We start from the raw sequence: 15,583 nt of genomic DNA on the forward strand, positions 1-15,583 counted from the left end.
GGATCCATGAAATAACCAAACTTAAGGATAAACTTACGGAAGAAGAAAGGCGGGAATGTATGATGTCAAACCTGACGGCACTGCATAACCAAACGGAACGATCCGGCTTATATGCCGGTATAGAGCAACGCGTGAGGGAAACGGCCAAAGAGGTGAACGGGGTGCTGTTCATTTATTCCGAAGGCGGCCCCTCTTACGTGGCTTCCCAAGTGCGGGGAATTCTGGAATCTGAACCGGGGCTTCAGTCTGAAGTATGGGGCGGTGACGAGCCGGGGAGCGTGGCGGTATTGCTGCCAGGCCTGACGCTGGATGCCGTTCACTATCAAGGCTTGCGGCTAAAGCAGCAACTGCAGGAGCGGATTTCCGATTATCGTCCGCGGATGGCGCTGGCCAGCTTCTCTACGCAGAAGGAGATTATGCCGCAGCTGCTGAGTCAAATGGAGGAGAAAGCCAAGCAGAACTACTCCGATGATATTTATATTTTTACAAAAGCGGACTTGCTGCTCGTCAAAAGCCGGATCCTGATCGTAGAGGGAGACCCGGCGGTACGTGAATTTCTGCAAATCCGGCTGAACATGCAGGGCTATGAGACGATGATGGCCGATAACGGTATCACTGCGCTGGATTTGATCACCGACTGGAAGCCGGATCTGGTGCTGACGGAGCTGAACCTGTACGGCATTGACGGTCTGCCTTATATTCATCAAATCCAGCAGGTCAGCGGCGGCGAGATGCCGAAGATCGTTGTCCTGACGGAGCAGCGGGTTGAGAAAACGATCAGCTTGTGCTTCGAGAACGGGGTGGACGATTACATCACCAAGCCGTTCTCCCCGGTGGAGTTGGACGCTCGAATTCGTCGCTGCATTCAATGAGGTTGACCCAAACCAATTACAGACAAATAAATGGAGGTAGAAACCTGTGAATAATCATTACCAGAAGCTGATGAATGCGATTGAATCGAAAACCGCCGTATTGGGCGTTGTAGGTCTAGGTTATGTTGGACTGCCGCTGGCGGTCGAAATGGTCAAGCAGGGTTTCCGGGTCGTTGGCATCGATCTGGATGCCGCGAAAATCGATAAAATCAACCGCGGGGAATCGTATATTCATGATATCCCTTCCCAAACCTTGGCCGAGGCGATGGCAACAGGCCGCTTTCTGCCGACGTCGGATTATGCGAATTTGTCCGAAATTGACGCGGTCAGCATCTGCGTACCGACACCGTTAAGCGAAAACCAGGACCCCGATACTTCTTATATCATTACCGTGGTGGAGCAGTTGAAACGGTATATGAAAAAAGGCATGTTGATTACGCTCGAAAGCACCACCTATCCGGGGACGACCGAAGAGCTGATCCAGCAAGAGCTGGAAAAGCTGGGGTATACGGCAGGCGAAGATTTCTTCCTGTGCTTCTCACCGGAACGGGTAGATCCGTCCAATTCCAAATTCAATACGTTCAATACGCCGAAGGTCATCGGAGGAACAACGAAGGCCTGCCTGGATTTGGGGACGGCGTTGTATTCCCGGTATGTCCAAACGGTCGTGCCGGTTTCTTCGCCTAAAGTAGCGGAAATGTCTAAGCTGCTAGAGAACACGTTCCGCAGCGTCAACATCGCCTTTGTCAATGAAATGGCCATGATGTGCGACCGCATGGGCATCGACATTTGGGAAGTGATTGATGCGGCGAAGACGAAGCCGTTTGGTTTTATGCCATTTTATCCGGGACCTGGCATCGGGGGGCATTGCATTCCACTCGACCCCATGTACCTGAGCTGGAAAGCGAAAGGTTTCCGCTTCTACAGCCAGTTCATCGAGCTGGCGCAGTCGACCAATGACAATATGCCTTATTATGTCGTCAACAAGACGTCGAAAATCATGAATGAATACGCCAAATCGATTAAGAAGTCCCGCATCCTCATTCTCGGCATGGCTTACAAGCCGGATATCGCCGATCTGCGCGAATCGCCGGGGTTGTCCGTGTACGAACTGTTTAAGGACAGCGGAGCCAAAGTGGACTACTACGACCCGTATGCGGCAAGCTTCCGTGAAAAATCGGGCGGCGTCGTTCACAGCGTTGCTTACGAGCTCGACAAATTCAAGGCCTATGACTGCATCGTGCTGGTGACCAATCACAGCAATTTCGACTACGAGGGAATCGTCCGCCTCGGTGTTCCGATCGTCGATACGCGCAATGCGTTCCGCGATTATCCTTTGCCTCATGTTTACAAGATCGGCCACTCCGTTGCGCAAGTCAACGAAGAGTCCCCGGCGTTGATCGTAGGTTAAAAGGCAAAGAGCTAAATGTTCAGAAAGCCGATATTCGTTCGTCTTTGGGCCTTTTCGGGAAGGAAGCGGCCGATGCTGCTTGCGCTCGGCGGGATGTTGATGATGGTATTGCTTGTTTTATTGGCCTTTATCCGGCCATCGGGTTCACAAGCGAAAGCCACCTGGATCTGGGAGACCTCGGTCATTGAACAGCATCCCGGCGAGGTGCTGGCCTTTGTCGGCAAACAGGGCGTAGACACCCTCTTTCTGCAAATCGGCGGCGGGGTGGGGCAGGAGAGCTATCGCAGCTTCATCCGCGCCGCCGCTCAAGCCGGCATTCAGGTGCATGCCTTAAACGGCCACCCGGATTGGGCGCTGCGAGAGCACCGGAACGAAGCTGCAGAGTTTCTAAAGTGGGTGGTTGATTACAACCGGGAAGCAAAGGCCGAAGAACGCTTTGCGGGCGTACAGCTGGACGTCGAGCCTTATTTGCTGGAGCGTTGGCAGAAGGATCAAAAAGCCGTGGTGGAGCAGTGGATGGAGGGGGTCCGCTTTTGGACGGAGGAAGCGAGATACAACGATCTCACGATCGGCGCAGCCGTTCCGTTCTGGCTGGATCAAATTGACCATCCATGCGAGGCTTTGAAGCTGCCGCTTGGCGGCTGGATGGTAGGCCAGTTCGATTATTTGGCTATCATGGCCTACCGGGATGCAGCGGGCCGTATCTATGACATCTCACAGCGCACGCTGAATGAAGCGGATCGGCAAAACAAACGGGTGTGGGTTGGCGTCGAGCTGGGCGAAAGTCAGGAGGGACCCGGCATCTCCTTCCATGCACAGCCGCTCGCCTCCCTGAATCGGGAAATGAAAAGGTTAGAGGAGCTGGGAAGAAAACACGGTTCGTTTGCCGGGATCGCCGTTCACAGTTATGAGTCCTGGCATAATAAACTTAACGGTTTGTAGACCAAAGGCTGTCCCAAGAGATATAGACGGGACAGCCTTTTCCATTTTTGCTATAATAAAATTAATTGCGTTTTGTGGAAATGGAGAGATTGGCATGATCTTGCATAAAGGCGAAATCTTGTTTCGTCAAGGAGACGACGGTTCTTTTCTGTACCATATCAAAAGTGGATTGTTCAAAGTGACCCGTCTGCATGAGAACGGGAATATGGTCTTGTTTAATATTCTGTATCCGGGGGAGACGGTGCCTCATCACTCCTTGATCACCCCGAAAGAGGTGCACGGGACGGCCATTGCCTTGATGCGAAGTGAGGTAGAGGCGATTCCCTCCCAGGTATGGTACCGCGAGCTTCAGGAGGACCCGCAGAAACCGCTGGAGGTCGCGCAGCTCCTACAGGAAAAGGTGCGCTTCATGCAGGAGAGGCTTGACCATTTGACGGTGGGCACCCCGGCCGAACGGCTGGAGCTGCTGACGAAATGGCTGGGCCAACACGCCCATGGCTTGCCTTTAACCGACTACTTAACCCAGGAGGAAATCGGTCAGTTGATCGGCGTGCGTCGCGAAACGGTCAACCGGCTGCTGCGCGGCCATGGCCACGAACGAGCCTAAACTGGGTTACACGACAGAAGCGCGGACGAGGGAGATTTCCCTTGTTGGCGCTTTTTTGTCCTCCAACAGGATTAATTCAATGTATCCTCCAAGCTGTCTGCCGGTCCGAAAAATTCAAAGTGAATTCGTTCGTCCGGAACGCCCCATTCCTTTAAGGCGCGTCGAATGGCCTTCATGAACGGCACCGGTCCGCAGAAATAAAAGTCGCTGTCGGCGGTGGCAACGGTCTTCAGCCAAGGGAGATCGATGTAGCCGGTCTTGTCACTGCTTTCGCCTGATTCCGGCGTTTCGTATACGGTGTAGGAGCTCAGGTTGCCGTGCGTCTGTGCATGTTCTGCGATGTGCTCCTGCATCGCATGATATTTGCCGCTGCGGGCAGCGTGGATATAAACGACCTCTCGTTTGGCTCCACTTTGCAGTACGGTTTCCAGCATGCTGACCATTGGAGTGAGGCCTACGCCTCCGCTGAGCAGCACAAGCGGCAGGCTCTGCGTCTGATCCAGGGTGAAGTCACCGGCTGGCGCACTAAGCTCAAGGACGTCACCTTCTCCGATGCGATTGTGCAAATAGGTGGAAACAATACCCGCTGGGCGATCTTCGGCCGCATCTTCACGTTTCACCGAAATTCGGTAATAGGGCTGCCCCGGTGCCGTCGACAAGCTGTAATGGCGCAGATGTGTATACTCCTGGCCTTCCGGCTTTACGCGGACGGTAATATATTGTCCAGGCGCGTAAGAGGCGATCTCGTTGCCGTCCTCCGGCTTCAGATAGAACGAGGTGATCACATCGCTCTCCGGAACCTTACGTTCAACGACAAAGCGGCGAAATCCGCGCCAACCGCCTTTTTTCTCCTCCGTCTCACGATACATCTCGGCCTCAACACTGATAAACACGTCGGCGATCACGCCGTAAGCCTTGCCCCAGGCATCGAGTATTTCATCGGTTGCGGCGTCGCCGAGCACGGTTTTGATTGCCGCAAGCAGGTTCTGACCTACGATCGGGTAATGCTCCGGCTGAATCCCCAGCGCCCGGTGTTTTTGGGCGATCCCTCGAACGACGGGGAGAATCTCTTCCAGACGATCGATATGTGCGGCGGCGGCATAAACCGCGTTGGCCAGCGCCGTAGGTTGTTTTCCTTGACGTTGATTGGCGTGGTTAAACACATTCAGCAGTTCAGGATGATTTTTAAACATCGTTTGATAGAAGTTTTTCGTAATTGTTTGTCCATGGACTTCAAGAACCGGTACTGTAGATTTGATAATCTCAATCGTTTTGGCGTCAAGCATAGGTGAACCTTCTTTCTTGAAAATTTCGTTCCACCTCAGTATAGAAAGCGTCTGCATGCGAAAAGGTGACTTCTGTCACATTGGAAGTTGCCAAAGTGTGAACTGTTACTGAAATGCAATGACAAGTATCACACTATTCGCCAAGAAATAAAAAAGCTCGTGGATTGTCCCGTGCAGTCATGATCCGAAATGTGGTATAATATAAATAGAAGAAATTCAAACAGAAAGGATCAGGATACCATGTGTCCCCGAAGGACGAAATCCCAAAGGACGATTTGGAAACGTTGTGATCTCTCTTATACTTAGCTCCTTTCGTAGCTAGTCGGAAACTCGGCGACAAACCTACGAAAGAAGCGTGAAATCATGCGAAGGATGAACTCCTCATGGACTCACTCCGTAGGGTGTTGCCGGTTGGTCAACCAAACTACGATAAGAGGGATTCCAAATGAGGACAAAAGCCAGATGGCAAACGAACGGCACTTCACTGTTGATGATGTTAGTAGGAGCAAGTTTATTGGCGTTTACGTATTATCACATTAATTTTCAAAACGGATTGTCGGAAGGCGGATTTGTTGGCCTGGCGTTGCTTGGCAAATATCTGTTTAACCTTCCTCCGGCGTTGACCATGATTGCGTTGGATTTGCCGATTGTAGTGCTCGCCTGGTGGCTGAAAGGTCATAAGTTCGTGATGAATACGATCGTGGCATCGTTGACGTTCTCGCTGGTTTATGAGCTATGCGAGCAATATTCTCCTCTAACGATGAACCTGCAAGGCAATTTGCCTTTGGCCGCGTTATTGTCGGGGCTCTTTACCGGTTTCGGGGCGGGGCTTGTACTGCGAGCAGGGGGAGCAAGCGGTGGGGATGATATTCTGTCCATGCTGCTGAGTCAGTGGTCCGGCATTAAAATCGGCACGATGTTCATCATCATGGATGCGGTCGTGTTAACGGTCTCCTTGTTATATTTACCATTCAAAGAAACCATGTTTACGATATTGGCAGTGCTGATTGCTGGCAAAATGATTACTTGGACCGTCCATTACGGACAGGGACAGCTGGCGCCGATGCGTCTGCCTTACCCGATGAAAGAGAAAACGGCTCGAGCTTAAGGCTCGGGCCGTTTTTTTTGATATCCTAGGATCTCCAGGAACCTTGCTGCCTGCGAATGAGTACGATTTGTCCCGCGTGGTAGGCGTCATGCAGCATCCAGCGGGAGAGTTGGCGTCCGATTGATTCATCCGAATTGCCATAAGGCGCTTCCAGATCGTCACCGGATAAGGAAGCGATCGCTTCGCGTAATTCCAGCTGGATTCGCTTTGTTTCGCCCAGTACTTCCGCCCAAGCCGTCTCATCCAGCGTTCCGCCGGTACCGACGAAGGTCTCTTCATTAGTATCTACGTTTGCGCCGGGGTCAATCCCGTTCAGGCGGCTAAGAATTCGCTCGTTGTAATAGTTGATGTGATTGACCGTTTGCCATATCGTGTTGCCGCCTCCCGGCGGGGCCCAAATGGCTTGCTCGGCGGTAGTGCCTGCCAAAGCCGTTGACAACGGTACGATCCATTCCTCCAATTCCCAAGTGTTGTCCTTTTGTAGTACGAGTAAATCCACGGCATTTACGCTCATCCGATATCCTCCTCGTCAATGTAACTGGCTAATCAATATTTAAAGGGTTACAATGGTATTGTAGCAGAAGATGAAATAGATGTAACTATTAATTTATATATTTGGTCGTTACACCTTGGGAGGCTTTCAGTTTTGGAGACATTATGGAGCGATTTTCTGAACAGCGAGTGGCATGATTGGCGGGGGAATGGACGCAGCGAAGATCGGCTGGAGAAGCCGGCCTGGCAAGAGCGTTTTCTTAGCGACTGGCATCTCGTCGCATCCGTACCGATGCCTGCGGAAGAAGCCTCGGCAATGCGTCATTTTCGGGAGCGTCTGCACCTGCTAGCGGTTAGATTGGCGGACGGTGATGGCATGGAAGATGGGGATTGGCAGCTGCTCAACGAGCATTTAGCGCTTGATGTGGTAAACCGACGTCTGATTGGCGAGCCGGGAGCGGTTCGGTTGGTATATGTGCCGGTAATGGAAGATTGGCGCCATGTGAGGGCGGAAATCGCCGTGAGCTTCGGCCAGACACTGCTAGAGGGGGAAAAGGCAAGGATTCGAGTGTGCGATAACCCTGATTGCCGCTGGATTTTTTATGATGATACGCGAAATCGAACGAAAAAATACTGCGATGAGAAAATGTGCGGCAACCTCATGAAGGTGCGGCGGTTTCGTGCCCGTAAGAAGGCCGGAGAGGAGCAGGGCGAAGAATCCTGATCCTCTCCAAAAAGAACAAGCTGCCGGGATCGGCAGCCTTGTTCTGTACTAGCTTCTTATTCGTGTGCATCTTGGAACAGGTACAGATACTCCCCGTACCCTTCTTTCTCTAGATCCGCTAACGGCACAAACCGGAGCGCCGCGGAATTAATGCAATATCTGAGGCCCGTTGGTTCCGGGCCATCCTCGAAGACATGACCCAGGTGGGAGTCTCCCAACCGACTACGCACCTCGGTGCGGATCATGAAATGGCTGGTATCGGTCTTTTCCTTGATATGATAGCTGCGCAGCGGGCGCGTAAAGCTGGGCCAGCCGCAGCCGGCATCGTATTTATCGCGGGAGCTGAACAGCGGTTCACCGGAGACGATGTCGACATAAATACCCTCTTCTTCATGGTCCCAGTACTCGCCGGTAAACGGCCGCTCGGTGGCATTGTTTTGCGTCACCTCGTATTGCATTGGTGTCAGCCGGACCTTCAGTTCCTCGGCATTCTCGGGTCCGGACCAGTGGCGTTCCAGGAAATCCTCGCGTCCGGAGCCTTTGCGGTACAGCTTATAGTGCCCCGGATTTTTCTTATGATATTGCTGATGATATTCCTCGGCAGGATAAAAAGGCGCCGCCGGCAGGATCGGCGTAACGACCGGCTTGTTGAAGCGGGCGCTTTGGGTAAGCTCTTGCTTAGAAGCCTCCGCCTCCAGGCGCTGCTCCTCATTATGATAAAAAATCGCGGTGCGGTACGATTCCCCGCGATCATGGAATTGGCCGCCTTCGTCCGTCGGGTCGATTTGCTGCCAATATAACTCCAGCAGCTTGCGGTAAGGAAACACGGCCGGGTCGTACGTGATCTGCACGGCTTCGTAGTGGCCGGTGTGTCCGGCGCAAACCTGCTCGTAGGTTGGATTAACCGTATGACCACCGGTATATCCGGAAATAATGCCATGAATGCCGGGCAGCTCTTCGAATGGCGAAACCATACACCAGAAGCAGCCTCCGGCAAATGTGGCCAGTTTGACATTGGAATTTGACGCTGGACTCATTGTGATCCCTCCGTTTCGCTCCTTATTATAACTTGTTTTTGCACCAAACCCAAAACGTTTTGCATAAAAGGCTGGTGCTCTCCCGAAGTACGTGCTATAATAACTCCATTAAACATGCATGGTTCCCAAAGGGGAGTAGCTGCTACAATAAAGTCGTCATTACGGGAGTTATACATACCCCCGGCTTTATTGGCAACGAAATGTTGTTAGCGAGACCTTTGCCCGTAGCGAGTATTGGGTGAAGGTCTCTTTTGATGCATAAATTGCGTCGTGCCCAATACGGACACGGCGTATTTTTTTTGGAATATAGATGGGGATTGTTCCCGTGATCCCTGCCGTATCAATTATCCGCCGGCCTGATACACTACCTTTAAGACTTGCCAGCGGTCGATCTTGAAGTGGCTTTCCAGAAAAAATGGGTTCCGTTGCATGGAAATTAGAAAGGGGAGAGAACATGGATTTATTTTCACCGGAATTTTGGATGGCCTTATTATCCATCGTCCTGATTGACCTCGTGCTAGCCGGGGACAATGCGATCGTCATCGGCCTTGCCGCTCGTAATGTGCCGCACCAGGATCAGAAAAAAGTCATTATTTGGGGTACTGTCGGTGCGATTGTTATCAGGGTAATCATGACCTTGCTTGTCGTGCAACTGCTGAATATCCCGGGATTACGACTCGCCGGCGGTCTTGCTCTAGTCTGGATTGCTTATAAGTTATTGGTCGAGGAGAAAAATCACGAAATTAAAGCAGGCAACCAAATGTGGGCGGCCATCCGTACGATCATCATTGCTGATGCCATGATGGGCCTTGATAACGTGCTTGCCGTTGCGGGCGCTGCACACGGGGACACCCTGTTGGTCATTATCGGGCTGGCCGTATCCGTACCAATCATGGTTTGGGGCAGCACGATAATTCTAAAGCTGACCGAACGTTATCCGATTGTGATTACGATTGGGGCCGCCGTGCTGGCTTGGACCTCGGCCAAGATGATCGTCGAAGAGCCGCTGATCCACGATTGGTTTGCCAGTCCTTGGATCAAATACGGCTTCGAGATTCTGGTTATCGTTGCCGTAGTGTTGCTTGGCACCCAAATGAAGAAGCGTAAAGCGCGCCTTCGCCAAGCTATACCGCAAACCAACGGAGGTTAAGGAATTTAACGAAATGAACAACGCCGCAGGCAGCCGAATAGGCTGAAGCGGCGTTGTTTGCATTTCAGGCATCAAGCACTAAGATCCATTGTCCCGCGCGGTTTGACGAAATTGCTTGGGAGACATGCCAAACCGTTTGCGAAATACTTTATGGAAGTAATTATAGCTGGGGAAACCCGAGCTCTCCGCAACGTGCTCGAGCGATAAAGGGCTGAAGATAATCCGCTCGCGCGCCATGTTCAGCCGCACCTCCAGCGTGTACTGAATCATGCTGGTGCCAAACGCCTGCTTAAACAGATGCACCGCCCGCGATACGCTGATGCCGACGTGGGCAGCGGCATCCTCCAGTTTAAAGGGAGTGGACGCGTTCTCTTCAATATAATTTTTCAGGCGGTGGGCAAGATAGGTGGGATAGGCAGGCTGCGGCTGTTCCAGCAAGTTTCGCTCGATCTCCATGCACAGAATTTTTAAGTAGTATTCAGATATTTCCGGAGTCGGATTGGAGATGCGGCGTTGCTCCAGCATGATCTGCCGAAAGGCCCCAACGATGCCCTCAGACAAGGGGACCTTCAAACGGTGGGGAAGCGGCCGGCGGTTCCACCAGTCTTCGATCCATTCTCCGGAGAGAAAAATATGGTAATCGCCGCTGGAAACCGCCGGTTCACCTGTGCCGTTTGGTTCGGCTTCGATTTTCAGTTCGTAAGGATCCCCGGGGGCGAACAGCAGTAAATCACCGGGCTCCAGCCGCTCCAGCCGCCCATCTAACCGCGAACGACATTTACCCAATGTCTGCAGGCGAATGAGATAATTTTCGTGACCGTCTAATTGTGTCGTATGGAATGGCTTACGGTGCAGCGAATAACCGGCATGCAAAATTTGCAGGTTTGCTTCTTCTTTCATCGGTGTCCTCCACAGGGTTTAAGGAAAAAATGACCAGATTGTTCATGTTTCAATCATATTATTCATTTTACAATGAAGCGTTTTGAAATACTATGGTACATGGAAAGCGCTTTAAATGGGTAAACATCATGGCGAATGGAATTCTAGGTTATACCACAACAATGGATGAGGTGAACGAGAAGATGACGCAAATTGGTTTGCAGTTGTATACGGTAAGAGATCACTTGGAACAGGATTTTGAGGAGACGCTGCGCAAGGTGGCGGAGCTTGGTTATAAAGGGGTGGAGTTTGCCGGGTTTTATGGCCGCTCGGTAGAGCAGGTGCAAGAAATATTACGGGAAACGGGTTTGACTGCGATTGGTGCGCATACTCCATATAACCGGCTGAAGGAAGCTTTGGACGAGGAATTGGCGTTTAATAAAGCGATTGGCAGCCGTTATATCATCGTTCCATATTTGGCGGAGGAGGATCGCGATCGCTGGTCGGAAATCATCGAAGATCTGAAAATATTCGGCGAGCGCTGTAAAGAAGAAGGTTTGGTGCTTTGCTATCATAACCATGATTTTGAACTGACGTTGCAGCACGAGGGCAAACCGGCGCTAGATGCGATTTACGAGCAAGTGCCGGAGTCCTTGCTGCAGGTTGAACTTGACTCTTGCTGGGTTGCGTTTGCCGGGTTGGATCCACTGGAATATATCGCTACATATCAGGGGCGGCTTCCGTTGGTGCATTGGAAAGACTTGGTGAAGAAAGCCGACGGTTCGCCGGAAACGGTTGAGCTGGGCCGCGGGGAAATCGCCATTACGGACATCGGCGACGCAGCGATCGCTGCAGGCGTGAAATGGCTGATCGTGGAGCAGGATTACTGCGCTGCAGATCCGCTGGACAGCATCCAAACAAGCATGGAGTGGGTGCGTGCTTACGCGGAAAAAGGAGGTAACCTTCATGTCTAGAACGTTGAGAGTTGCGATCATCGGTTGCGGCGGGATTGCGAACGGTAAGCATTTGCCCAGCCTGGCTCAGCAACCTGAGGTGGAAATGGTCGCGTTCTGCGACATCGTCCAGGAACGCGCAGCCAAGGCGGCGGAGCAATATGGCGCGGAAGGCGCCAAGGTTTATACCGATTTCCGTCAGCTGTTAGCAGAAAGCGACGTCGAAGTCGTGCATGTCTGCACGCCCAATGATTCCCATGCGGAAATCACGGTCGCCTCGCTGGAGTCCGGCCGCCATGTGATGTGTGAGAAACCCATGGCCAAAACGGCCGAGCAGGCTCGCCAAATGCTGGATGCTGCCAATCGTACGGGCAAAAAGCTGACGATTGCTTACCAGAACCGCTTCCGCAACGACAGCTTGTACTTGAAGGAGCTGTGCGAAAATGGCGAATTAGGCGACATTTATCTTGGGAAGGCGCTGGCGCTCCGTCGCCGGGCGGTGCCTACGTGGGGCGTATTCCTGGACGAAGAGAAGCAAGGCGGCGGTCCATTGATCGATATCGGCACCCATGCGCTGGACCTGACCTTATGGCTGATGAACAACTACGAGCCGAAGAGCGTCACCGGTTCCGTCTTCCATAAGCTGGGGAACCGTGAGAATGCGGCTAATGCGTTTGGGCCCTGGGATCCGGAAGAATTTAAAGTGGAAGACTCCGCGTTTGGTTTCATTACGATGAAGAATGGCGCAACGATTATCCTTGAATCAAGCTGGGCGCTGAACGTCGTAGATTTTGGCGAAGCCAAAACGCTGCTGTGCGGCACAGAAGGCGGAGCGGATATGACCAACGGACTTCGCCTCAATGGCGAAAAAATGAGCCGGTTGTATGAGACGAAGGTCGATTTGGGTTCGGGCGGCGTCGCTTTCTTCGAAGGCAAACAGGAAACTGATGCCACGCGCGAAGCGAGAGCTTGGGTGCAGGCCATTCTGGAGGATAAGGAGCCGCTCGTTAAACCGGAGCAGGCGCTTGTCGTAACTGAAATTTTAGAAGCCATTTACGAGTCGGCGAGAACCGGACAAACGGTTTATTTTAATTGATAGAACGATCGATTCGGCGAGCATGAAGCGCTACGGTTTTACCACCGAAATGTGGAGGGTATAAGTTACAACCAGGGTAATATACTATATTAGCGGCCGCCGCCAAGGCGGCCGTTTTTTCAAATGACCCGGATACCCCCTTACTTTCCCATGGCAAATATGCTAATATGAAATATACTAACAAAATGTAAGTCTTCAGCCTTTAGGCGGGCAATGATAACGAGGTGAATTTTATGGATGAGCATTCTCATGCGATGTGTCCGCGATTTGAATCGGCTTTTTCGTTTCTAGGCAAGCGTTGGAACGGTTTGATCATCAATACGCTGATGAGCGGGCCGAAACGATTCAAGGATATTTCCAATCAGATTCCTTCCATGAGCGATAAAATGTTGTCGGAGCGGATGAAGGATTTGGAATGTGAAGGGATCTTGATCCGTCACGTTTATCCGGAGACACCGGTTCGTATTGAATATGAATTGACCGAGAAGGGGCGTGCGCTTCGTTCGGTAATGGATGAGGTTCAGGCTTGGGCATCCGAATGGATCAAGTGATCGGCATGCCGTTACCGGCGAGCGGGCGGCATGAAAACAATAGAAAGTGGGTGTACTTGTGGCTGAGGTAATAGTTATCGGAGCAGGACCGGCGGGAGCCAGCGCAGCGCTTTTCTTGGCCAAAGCGGGAAAAGAAACTCTCGTTCTGGACAGCAACGCTAGCATGACCAAACGGGCATGGATCGAGAATCATTACGGCGCGAAGGAAATCTCCGGACCGGATCTGCTGAAGATCGGACGGGAGCAAGCGGAGAAATTCGGCGCGAAATTCATTGAGGAAAAAGTGACGGGCGTGGATACGAACGGCGGATCGAAAGTGACCGTCAAGACCGAATCCGGCCGCAGTTATGAAGCGTCCCATATTGTATTGGCCACTGGTGCGCTAACCGATCTTGCAAGCGCTATCGGCTTGGAGCTGAAGGATGGCCGGGAGCCTAGAATCAAAACGGTGATTGCTACTGACGGCGAAGGCCGTACGAGCATTCCGCGCGTTTGGGCAGCGGGAACGGTTGCCGGGGTTAGCGTGCATACCATCATCACCGCCGGTGACGGTGCGAAGGTTGCGATCGAGCTGATCAGTGAGCTGAACGGCGAGCGTTACGTTGACCACGACGTACTTAAGTAATAAATATGAACATACGATAGGTCTCCTAAGACAGGGGGCCTTTTTATTTTTTGCGGAAATCAAGTTAGCGTCGCGAAGTGAGCGCAATCACCTAAACAGCGGTGTCCGTGAAGTATGGTGGAGAAGTAAGCTTGACTTCACTATTTCGGGAGGTATTAGGAATGGATATTAACCCATTGGAATTTCAAATAACCGATAGAGTTCGAGACATTGTGCTGCGGTTTCCCAAAGCCGCGGATTATTTCCGGCAACGGAAAATCGACTTTTGCTGCGGGGGAAATCGACCGATTACCGAGGCGGCGGAAGAAAGTGGGGTTCCGGCAGAGCGGCTGCTGGACGAATTGAACCGTATGATGGCTGAACACCCGCATACCACAGAAGGAGAGAATTGGCTTCAAGCGTCATCTGCGGACCTGGTCAAACATATCGTAGGCAAACATCATCGTTATTTACGGGAAGAGCTTCCGGAAATTCAAAAATACGTGACGAAGGTCTCGCGTGTACACGGTGAGGGAGATCCTCATCTGCTTGAGGTGGCCCGATTGTTCGGCGAGTTGCGGCGTGAGTTGTTGGAGCACACGGATAAAGAGGAGGCGGAGGTATTCCCGAAGATGCTCAACTGGGATGCCGGCCGTGAGCCCGAAGTGCTCGGGAAACTGCAGGTCGCCATTGCCGATCTGGAATCGGAGCATGACGGCGCGGGGAATATCTTGAAGCAATTGCGAGAGTTAACCGAGGATTTTCAACCGCCGACCCATGCCTGTACGACGTATCGCCTTACTTACGCGCGCCTGGAGGAGTTGGAGGGAATGACCTTTACGCATGTACATTTGGAAAATAATGTGTTATTCCCACGTTACACTGAGGTAAGGGACATCTAACACAGCGATCCCTCGCTTGCATAAAATTTGAGAACCTGCGCCTTGTCCGTTATCCTTAAGATAAGGAATATTCTATTGCCCGGGTTGGGACAATGATAGGAGAAGGGCGGGGCGGCAATGCACAAGAGATGGCGATGGCTTGTTGGATGGATGGCAGGAATAGCAATAATCGTGACGGCTTGCGCCCAAGGCCAAATTACGGATCAACCGGCACCGGCGGAAGCGCCGAGAACCGACAAAGAACAACCCCACGACATCACATTGACGATCGACGGGGGCACCTTTATTCCCGATGTGACGCGCAGCCTGCATTACGATTATATGGCTGGGCTAACGGCACGTCATGCGCTGGAGAGCAGCGGGATCGTGAGGTTCACGGAGGATCGATCGGCTATCCAAGCGGTTGGGGAAGTGTCGCTGGATTCCACTCTGGAGTGGGGAACTCGGCTGAATGACAAAGAGCTGGCTTCCGGCGACTGGGATGAAGAGTTGAAGATCGGCGATAAACTGCTCGTCTATGTCAAGACGGTCGACAGTTATGAAGCGATCCCGCATCAGGCGTCCTTGCTACTGATTATCGACGGCGGTAGTCCGGAGAAGAAATATTACGTCAATAAATACGACGATAACACGACGGTTAGGGATCTTCTCATACGCAGTGGTATCGTTCAGTTTAATCCCACCAACAAGTCCATAGTGTCTGTCGGCGGATATACTCCCCAGGAGAACGAACAGTGGATCCTGAAGGTGAACGGGAAGAAGCTGCTGGATACGGGGCTGGATATGAGATTAAAGCCGCAGGATAATGTAGAAATTACCTTGAAACAGAAATAAGTAGGTTTGAACGATACAGCTTATGGAATCCGCAATCCTGGTCATAACCGGGGTTGCGGATTTTTTCAATAGGTTTTCGAAAATAGTTATGACAAAAGATTGTGTAAACTTTCACAATTAATGTGAATGTAATCA

General features: G+C 51.9%; 17 protein-coding genes. 13 read left to right on the forward strand and 4 right to left on the reverse strand.

Annotated elements, in window-relative coordinates:
- Positions 1-59 precede the first annotated feature (59 nt).
- The 4 genes from M0651_RS03120 to M0651_RS03135 all read left to right on the forward strand — a co-directional run bounded on the left by M0651_RS03120 (position 60) and on the right by M0651_RS03135 (position 3,832).
- Positions 60-872 (forward strand): response regulator transcription factor, encoded by an 813-nt coding sequence (locus tag M0651_RS03120; RefSeq protein WP_248550391.1) that lies wholly within the window; start codon positions 60-62, stop codon positions 870-872.
- A gap of 70 nt (positions 873-942) precedes the next feature.
- Entirely contained in the window at positions 943-2,283 is a 1,341-nt protein-coding gene (locus M0651_RS03125) for a nucleotide sugar dehydrogenase (RefSeq protein WP_282577752.1), read from the forward strand.
- A gap of 72 nt (positions 2,284-2,355) precedes the next feature.
- Positions 2,356-3,225 (forward strand): hypothetical protein, encoded by an 870-nt coding sequence (locus M0651_RS03130; RefSeq protein ID WP_248550393.1) that lies wholly within the window; start codon positions 2,356-2,358, stop codon positions 3,223-3,225.
- A 94-nt stretch (positions 3,226-3,319) separates the two neighbouring features.
- Positions 3,320-3,832, forward strand: coding sequence for a Crp/Fnr family transcriptional regulator (locus M0651_RS03135; protein WP_248550394.1), 513 nt, complete (start codon positions 3,320-3,322; stop codon positions 3,830-3,832).
- Positions 3,833-3,903: 71 nt separating this feature from the next.
- Here the strand turns inward: M0651_RS03135 and hmpA are convergent, their stop codons facing one another.
- Entirely contained in the window at positions 3,904-5,118 is a 1,215-nt protein-coding gene (gene hmpA / locus M0651_RS03140; RefSeq protein WP_248550395.1) for an NO-inducible flavohemoprotein, read from the reverse strand.
- A gap of 445 nt (positions 5,119-5,563) precedes the next feature.
- On the opposite strand from hmpA, the gene M0651_RS03145 reads away from it, so the two are divergent.
- A complete protein-coding gene (locus M0651_RS03145) occupies positions 5,564-6,226 on the forward strand; it encodes a YitT family protein (RefSeq protein ID WP_248550396.1) in 663 nt (220 codons plus the stop codon).
- Between the two features lie 25 nt (positions 6,227-6,251).
- Here the strand turns inward: M0651_RS03145 and M0651_RS03150 are convergent, their stop codons facing one another.
- Entirely contained in the window at positions 6,252-6,740 is a 489-nt protein-coding gene (locus tag M0651_RS03150) for a DinB family protein (RefSeq protein ID WP_248550397.1), read from the reverse strand.
- A gap of 132 nt (positions 6,741-6,872) precedes the next feature.
- On the opposite strand from M0651_RS03150, the gene M0651_RS03155 reads away from it, so the two are divergent.
- Positions 6,873-7,442: a CGNR zinc finger domain-containing protein gene (locus M0651_RS03155; protein WP_248550398.1), complete on the forward strand. Its 570-nt coding sequence runs from the start codon at positions 6,873-6,875 to the stop codon at positions 7,440-7,442.
- Between the two features lie 56 nt (positions 7,443-7,498).
- Here the strand turns inward: M0651_RS03155 and msrB are convergent, their stop codons facing one another.
- Positions 7,499-8,479 (reverse strand): peptide-methionine (R)-S-oxide reductase MsrB, encoded by a 981-nt coding sequence (gene msrB / locus M0651_RS03160; RefSeq protein ID WP_248550399.1) that lies wholly within the window; start codon positions 8,477-8,479, stop codon positions 7,499-7,501.
- Positions 8,480-8,933: 454 nt separating this feature from the next.
- On the opposite strand from msrB, the gene M0651_RS03165 reads away from it, so the two are divergent.
- A complete protein-coding gene (locus M0651_RS03165; protein WP_248550400.1) occupies positions 8,934-9,629 on the forward strand; it encodes a TerC family protein in 696 nt (231 codons plus the stop codon).
- 78 nt (positions 9,630-9,707) lie between these two features.
- Here M0651_RS03165 and M0651_RS03170 read toward each other — a convergent pair whose 3' ends face one another.
- Positions 9,708-10,529: a helix-turn-helix transcriptional regulator gene (locus M0651_RS03170; protein WP_248550401.1), complete on the reverse strand. Its 822-nt coding sequence runs from the start codon at positions 10,527-10,529 to the stop codon at positions 9,708-9,710.
- Positions 10,530-10,711: 182 nt separating this feature from the next.
- Between M0651_RS03170 and M0651_RS03175 the strand changes: the two genes are divergently transcribed.
- From M0651_RS03175 to M0651_RS03200, 6 genes are all read left to right on the forward strand, one after another.
- The gene (locus tag M0651_RS03175) at positions 10,712-11,482 is read left to right on the forward strand and encodes a sugar phosphate isomerase/epimerase family protein (RefSeq protein ID WP_248550613.1); all 771 of its coding nucleotides are present in this window, start codon (positions 10,712-10,714) and stop codon (positions 11,480-11,482) included.
- Positions 11,475-12,557, forward strand: a complete 1,083-nt coding sequence (locus tag M0651_RS03180; protein ID WP_248550402.1) for a Gfo/Idh/MocA family protein — start codon at positions 11,475-11,477, stop codon at positions 12,555-12,557. Before M0651_RS03175 ends, M0651_RS03180 begins: the two co-directional genes overlap by 8 nt.
- Before the next feature lie 233 nt (positions 12,558-12,790).
- Positions 12,791-13,108 carry a winged helix-turn-helix transcriptional regulator gene (locus M0651_RS03185; protein ID WP_248550403.1) on the forward strand — a complete coding sequence of 106 codons (318 nt, stop codon included), beginning with the start codon at positions 12,791-12,793 and terminating at the stop codon, positions 13,106-13,108.
- Between the two features lie 58 nt (positions 13,109-13,166).
- Positions 13,167-13,733, forward strand: coding sequence for an FAD-dependent oxidoreductase (locus tag M0651_RS03190; protein ID WP_248550404.1), 567 nt, complete (start codon positions 13,167-13,169; stop codon positions 13,731-13,733).
- Between the two features lie 161 nt (positions 13,734-13,894).
- Positions 13,895-14,614 (forward strand): iron-sulfur cluster repair di-iron protein, encoded by a 720-nt coding sequence (gene ric, locus M0651_RS03195; protein WP_248550405.1) that lies wholly within the window; start codon positions 13,895-13,897, stop codon positions 14,612-14,614.
- Positions 14,615-14,731: 117 nt separating this feature from the next.
- A complete protein-coding gene (locus M0651_RS03200; RefSeq protein ID WP_248550406.1) occupies positions 14,732-15,448 on the forward strand; it encodes a hypothetical protein in 717 nt (238 codons plus the stop codon).
- Positions 15,449-15,583 lie beyond the last annotated feature (135 nt).

The organism is Paenibacillus mellifer (genome assembly GCF_023195895.1).
Classification (GTDB): Bacteria; Bacillota; Bacilli; order Paenibacillales; family Paenibacillaceae; genus Fontibacillus; species Fontibacillus mellifer.